The sequence below is a fragment of the Negativicutes bacterium genome, from assembly GCA_018052945.1.
Taxonomy (GTDB): Bacteria; Bacillota; Negativicutes; order JAGPMH01; family JAGPMH01; genus JAGPMH01.
Genome location: JAGPMH010000069.1, coordinates 1 through 5,278 on the forward strand (window position 1 = coordinate 1; position 5,278 = coordinate 5,278).

The following is a 5,278-nucleotide window of genomic DNA, read 5'->3' on the forward strand; positions in this document are numbered from 1 at the left end:
CATCAAAATGATATTTATGAACAAATGCAAAAGCCTTATGCTGTGTTAGTAAATGATTTTGCGGAAATGCCTAGTATTTCAATTGATTATGCTATTGCAGAAAAAAGTGATGCTGTGGTGACGGTACCACTAGATTGTTATTGGAATGATATTGGTTCGTGGGATGCAATTTATGATGTATATGATAAAGATGATAAGGGTAATGCCGTAAAAGGTGATTGCATTACTATTGATTGCAATAATTCATTGCTTTTAGGTCGCGATAGACTAATTGCCGGGATTGGTCTAGAAGATGTTTTGGTAGTAGAAACTGATGATGTAATTGTGGTTGCTAAAAAAGGTGAATCACAAAAAGTTAAGAATTTAGTTGATGAGCTAAAAGCTCGTAATCGCAAAGAAGCCAGTGAACATACTACGATGTATCGACCGTGGGGTAGTTATACTGTATTGGGTGAAGGGCAAGGTTACAAGATGAAGAAGATTTCTGTCAGTCCTAAACAAAGACTGAGCTTACAGCTTCATTATCATCGTAGTGAGCACTGGATTGTTACTCAAGGTACAGCTAAGGTTACAATTGGTGAAACCGAGATGATTGTCCAAGAAAACGAAAGTGTATTTGTACCAATTGCTACCAAGCATAGATTAGAAAATCCGGGACTTATCCCCTTGGAGATTATTGAAGTGCAAAACGGCAGTTATTTAGAAGAAGATGATATTGTCAGATTCGACGATGAATACGGCCGGCAGTAGGAGAAAGATAGGGGAACGATAGTTGAAGGTTGTGAAACAATCGTTTAACGATGGAGGACGAAAAGATTTAACCACAAAGAGCACGAAGAAAGCCCCTAGTGGGCATTAACGATAGTTCGAACAATTGTTTAACGATGATTGAACAGTAGTGTAATGTAGTTAAACAATAGATTAACGATGGTTTAACAATTGATTCACCATAGTTAATCTATCGTTCTTCGATTGTTATTAATAATATGGCGGATTTTCGAAAGAGGAATTTAGTATTTTTGGAAGAATATATGATATTATATATTCTTTCTTTTTTTGTTAAGCAAAGTTTTTGAACAATAGTAAAAAAGTAGTAAAACGATAGTGTAACGGTTGCTTAACGATTGAAATGGACATTTCACATGTTCTTGTCATCTTAAGAAAAGTCTAATTATATTGCTCAGAAAATATATTATTAGATTTTTTTAACATTATGATTATAACTTGCTACTGTTTAACAATTGTTTGACTATTGTTCACCAAGTGTTCAACTACCGTTCAACCCAGGTTCAATATTTTTGAGGAGATGAAGTTTTGATGGAATTAAAAAGAGATGCTTTTAAGGCTTATGATATTAGAGGTAAATATCCGGAAGAAGTTAATGAGGAGATGGCTTATCGTATTGGCAGAACTTTTGTCGAGTTATTTGGCGCTAAAAAAGTTGCGGTTGGTAATGATATTCGCTTATCCGGTAAAGATATTAAAAATGCGCTTATTTTCGGCTTAACAGAAATGGGCTGTGATGTTGTTGATATTGGAATGTGCGGTACTGAACAAATTTATTTTGCGACAGCACATTTAGAGTTGGATGGTGGTATTATGATTACCGCTAGCCATAATCCGAAAGAATATAATGGTATGAAATTAGTGCGTCAAGAATCACGTCCGATTAGCAGTGACACCGGGTTAAAAGATATTGAAGAACGTGTAATTAATGGTGTGTTTGAAAAGGTTCAAGATAAACCTATTGGTAAAATTCAAAATATTGATATTTTGGATGATTACATCAAACATTTATTAACTTATGTTGATGTTTCGGCGTTAAAGCCGTTAAAAATAGTTGTTAATGCCGGTAATGGAGCAGCCGGTCATGTTATTGATGCATTAGAAAAACATTTACCGTTTGAGTTTATTAAATTAAATCATAATCCGGATGGAACATTCCCGAATGGGGTGCCGAATCCGATTTTAAATGAAAATCGTGAGGCGACAGCTAGCTTTGTACGTCAACTAGGAGCGGACTTAGGGGTTGCTTGGGATGGTGACTTTGATCGTTGCTTCTTGTTTGATGATAAGGGTGAATTTATTGAAGGCTATTACATTGTAGGGTTTTTAGCAATGGCTTTTTTAAGTAAAAATCCTCAAGCTAAAATTATTTATGATCCACGGTTAACTTGGAATACTATTGAGTTGGTAGAAGCAGCCGGTGGAACTCCGGTTATGTGCAAAAGTGGACATGCGTTTATCAAAGAAAAAATGCGTAATGAAGATGCGGTATATGGTGGCGAGATGTCAGCACATCATTACTTCAAAGACTTCTCCTACTGCGATAGTGGGATGATTCCATGGTTATTAATTGTAGAAATAATTAGTAAAGCTGGTAAAGGGCTATCGGAATTAATGGCGGAACGTATTGCTAAATTCCCGATTAGTGGTGAAATCAACAGTACTGTTAAAGATGCCAAAGCCGTGATAGCGGCGATTGAAGCAAAGTATGCTGATAGTGCAATAAATATTGATAAAACCGATGGATTGAGTTTGGAATATGATAATTGGCGGTTCAATGTTAGAATGTCTAATACCGAGCCGGTGCTACGCTTAAATGTTGAAGCTAAAGGCGACGGTGACTTGATGAAGGCAAAAACTGCAGAGCTATTAGCGTTAATAAAGGCATAAAGACTAAATTACAGTATTGTAAATAGATTTAAGATAATAGGATATAAGGTGAAGTAATGAAAAAAGTAAGAAAAGCAATAATTCCGGCTGCGGGACTGGGGACAAGATTTTTACCGGCGACCAAAGCTCAACCCAAAGAAATGTTGCCGATTGTTGATAAACCAGCAATCCAGTATATTATTGAAGAGGCGATTGCTTCTGGAATTGAAGAAATTTTAATTATTACTGGGCGTAATAAGCGCTCCATTGAGGATCATTTTGATAAATCGGTAGAGCTTGAAAATCAATTAAAAGAACAAGGTAAATATGACTTGTTGGGGTTAATTGAGGAAATATCACAAGTTGATATTCATTATATTAGACAAAAAGAAGCCAAAGGGCTAGGACATGCGGTTTTATGTGCGAAACAGTTTGTTGGCAATGAGCCGTTTGCGGTAATGCTAGGTGATGATATTGTTGATGCCGAGGTACCATGTTTAAGACAATTAATTGATGTGTATGATGACTGTCAAGGAACGGTATTAGGAGTTCAAGAAGTTGCTAAGGATAAGGTTTCAAGCTATGGTATTGTAAATCCTAAAAAGGTGAAAGAAAATATTTGGCAAGCGGTGGATTTGATTGAAAAACCTAGTGTAGAAGAAGCACCTTCACAACTAGCGGTACTCGGTCGGTATATTTTAGAACCGGAAATTTTTGCTTTATTAGAAAAAACTGAACCAGGTCGTGGTAATGAAATTCAGTTAACTGATGCTATTTGTAAATTAGCCCATGAAAAACCGGTTTATGCTTATAATTTCAGCGGACGTCGTTATGATATTGGTGATAAGCAAGGGTACTTGGAAGCTACGGTGGAATATGCTTTGAAAAGACCGGAAATTCGTGATAAGTTTTTAAATTATTTGGCTAAAACGGTAGGGCCGTTATTAAATAAATAACTTTGCTAGAATAGTAGAAAAAAGTTAGCAGTATATTTTTAGGATTCAAAACTATACAGATGGAGCGTGCAAAATGGCAGATAATAAAAATTGTTTAACTTTAGCTTCAGGATTTGCGTTTGATTATAAAAATATATATGGTGTAGGAAAGATCACAAATGAAGATTTCTTTGCCTTGGCTGATGAAATTGGTGATGCGCATAATGCCGTTTGCAAGATTAGAACAACCGGTGAAGCCAAGATGCATTTATCAAAAGATGGAGCACCAGAATTAGTTTTATTTCCGCAACTACCTTATGTTAAGGAAGGTAATCTTAATAATCCTAAATCGATACAGCGGTTAAAAGAGTTTGGGGAGAGTTTAAAATATAATGTTGAGATTGCTATTTCCTTTGGTATTGGTGGCTCATATTTAGGCAACAAGGTCTTATTTGATGTGCACTGCGGTGAATTCTGGAATGCTAAAAGTCAAGAAGAGCGTTGTGGTTATCCAGAATTTTATTTTAGTGGCAATAATATCGATCCTCGCCGAACCGGTGAATTGATAAATTATGTTTTGGGTAAAGCGAAACAAAAATATTTACAAAGCAATGAACAAACTAAGATTGCTTTGATTGTTATTTCAAAGTCAGGCTCGACGATTGATACGATGTCTAATTTTATGGTTGCTTATGAAAAGTTCCGTAAGTCTGAATATATTATGTTAGAGGTTGTCGCTGTTACTGACCCGGCTGAAGGTGCTAATGAAACGCTCTTGAAAAAATTAGCCAAAGAAGAAAAATGGCAGACTTTTAGTGTGCCTGATGGTGTTGGTGGCAGATTTAGCATTTTTAGTGAGGTGGGCTTAGTTACAGCTGCTTGTATCGGTTTTGATATTGATGAATTTTTAGCAGGGGCAAAAAATATGGACCAGGCTTGTCAAACGGCGGACTTTTATCAAAATCCAGCGTTGTTAAATGCTACGTTGAAATATCTAGCGGCTAAAAAGTTTGATCGTAATATTGAAGTGCTGATGCCTTATGCAGATAATTTGAAGTCAACTTCAGAGTGGTATGTGCAGTTATTAGCGGAATCACTAGGCAAAAGAGTTAATCGAAGTGGTAGTTCTGTTTATTATGGTAGAACTCCGATTGTGGCAGTTGGGACCACTGATATGCATGCACAAACTCAACAACATCAAGATGGAGCCAAAGATAAGGTCGTTCAGTTTATAAAAATTGCAGAGTGGGATAATGACTTAATCATACCTGATGTTTTTCCGAAGGTTAGCAAGTTAAGTGATATTTCCACTATAAAAATGAGTGCAGCACTAGAAGTAGCCTTAAATGCTAATGCTTTGGCATTAATTAGTGATAACAGATTTAATGCGACTTTGATTTTACCGAAACTAAATGCCTTTCATTTAGGGGAACTGTTATACTTTTTAGCATTGTCAGTAGCTTATGAAGGTGAACTTGCAAATGTTAACGCTTATGATCAACCCGGTGTGGAAGCGTATAAAAGAATTATGTCTCCTAATTTAAAACGGATTAAGGAACAAGTGTAGAACGGCAGGATAACAATAGTAGAACAGTGGTTAAACGATGGTTAAACGATGGTTAAACGATGGTTAAACAATAGTTAAACAATAGTTAAACTACTGCTCCACTATTGTTCAAATACTATGG

4 protein-coding genes are annotated in these 5,278 nt (G+C 36.0%); all 4 read left to right on the plus strand.

Going from position 1 to position 5,278, the window contains the following annotated elements; genetic code table 11:
* Positions 1 to 750: cupin domain-containing protein (locus KBI38_07915; protein MBP8629975.1), on the plus strand; the 750-nt coding region annotated here is incomplete at its 5' end.
* 567 nt (positions 751 to 1,317) lie between these two features.
* A complete protein-coding gene (locus KBI38_07920; protein MBP8629976.1) occupies positions 1,318 to 2,676 on the plus strand; it encodes a phosphomannomutase in 1,359 nt (452 codons plus the stop codon).
* A gap of 56 nt (positions 2,677 to 2,732) precedes the next feature.
* Complete coding sequence (gene galU / locus KBI38_07925; GenBank protein ID MBP8629977.1) at positions 2,733 to 3,611, plus strand: UTP--glucose-1-phosphate uridylyltransferase GalU; 879 nt, start codon at positions 2,733 to 2,735, stop codon at positions 3,609 to 3,611.
* 73 nt (positions 3,612 to 3,684) lie between these two features.
* Positions 3,685 to 5,157, plus strand: a complete 1,473-nt coding sequence (locus KBI38_07930; GenBank protein ID MBP8629978.1) for a glucose-6-phosphate isomerase — start codon at positions 3,685 to 3,687, stop codon at positions 5,155 to 5,157.
* Positions 5,158 to 5,278: the final 121 nt, after the last annotated feature.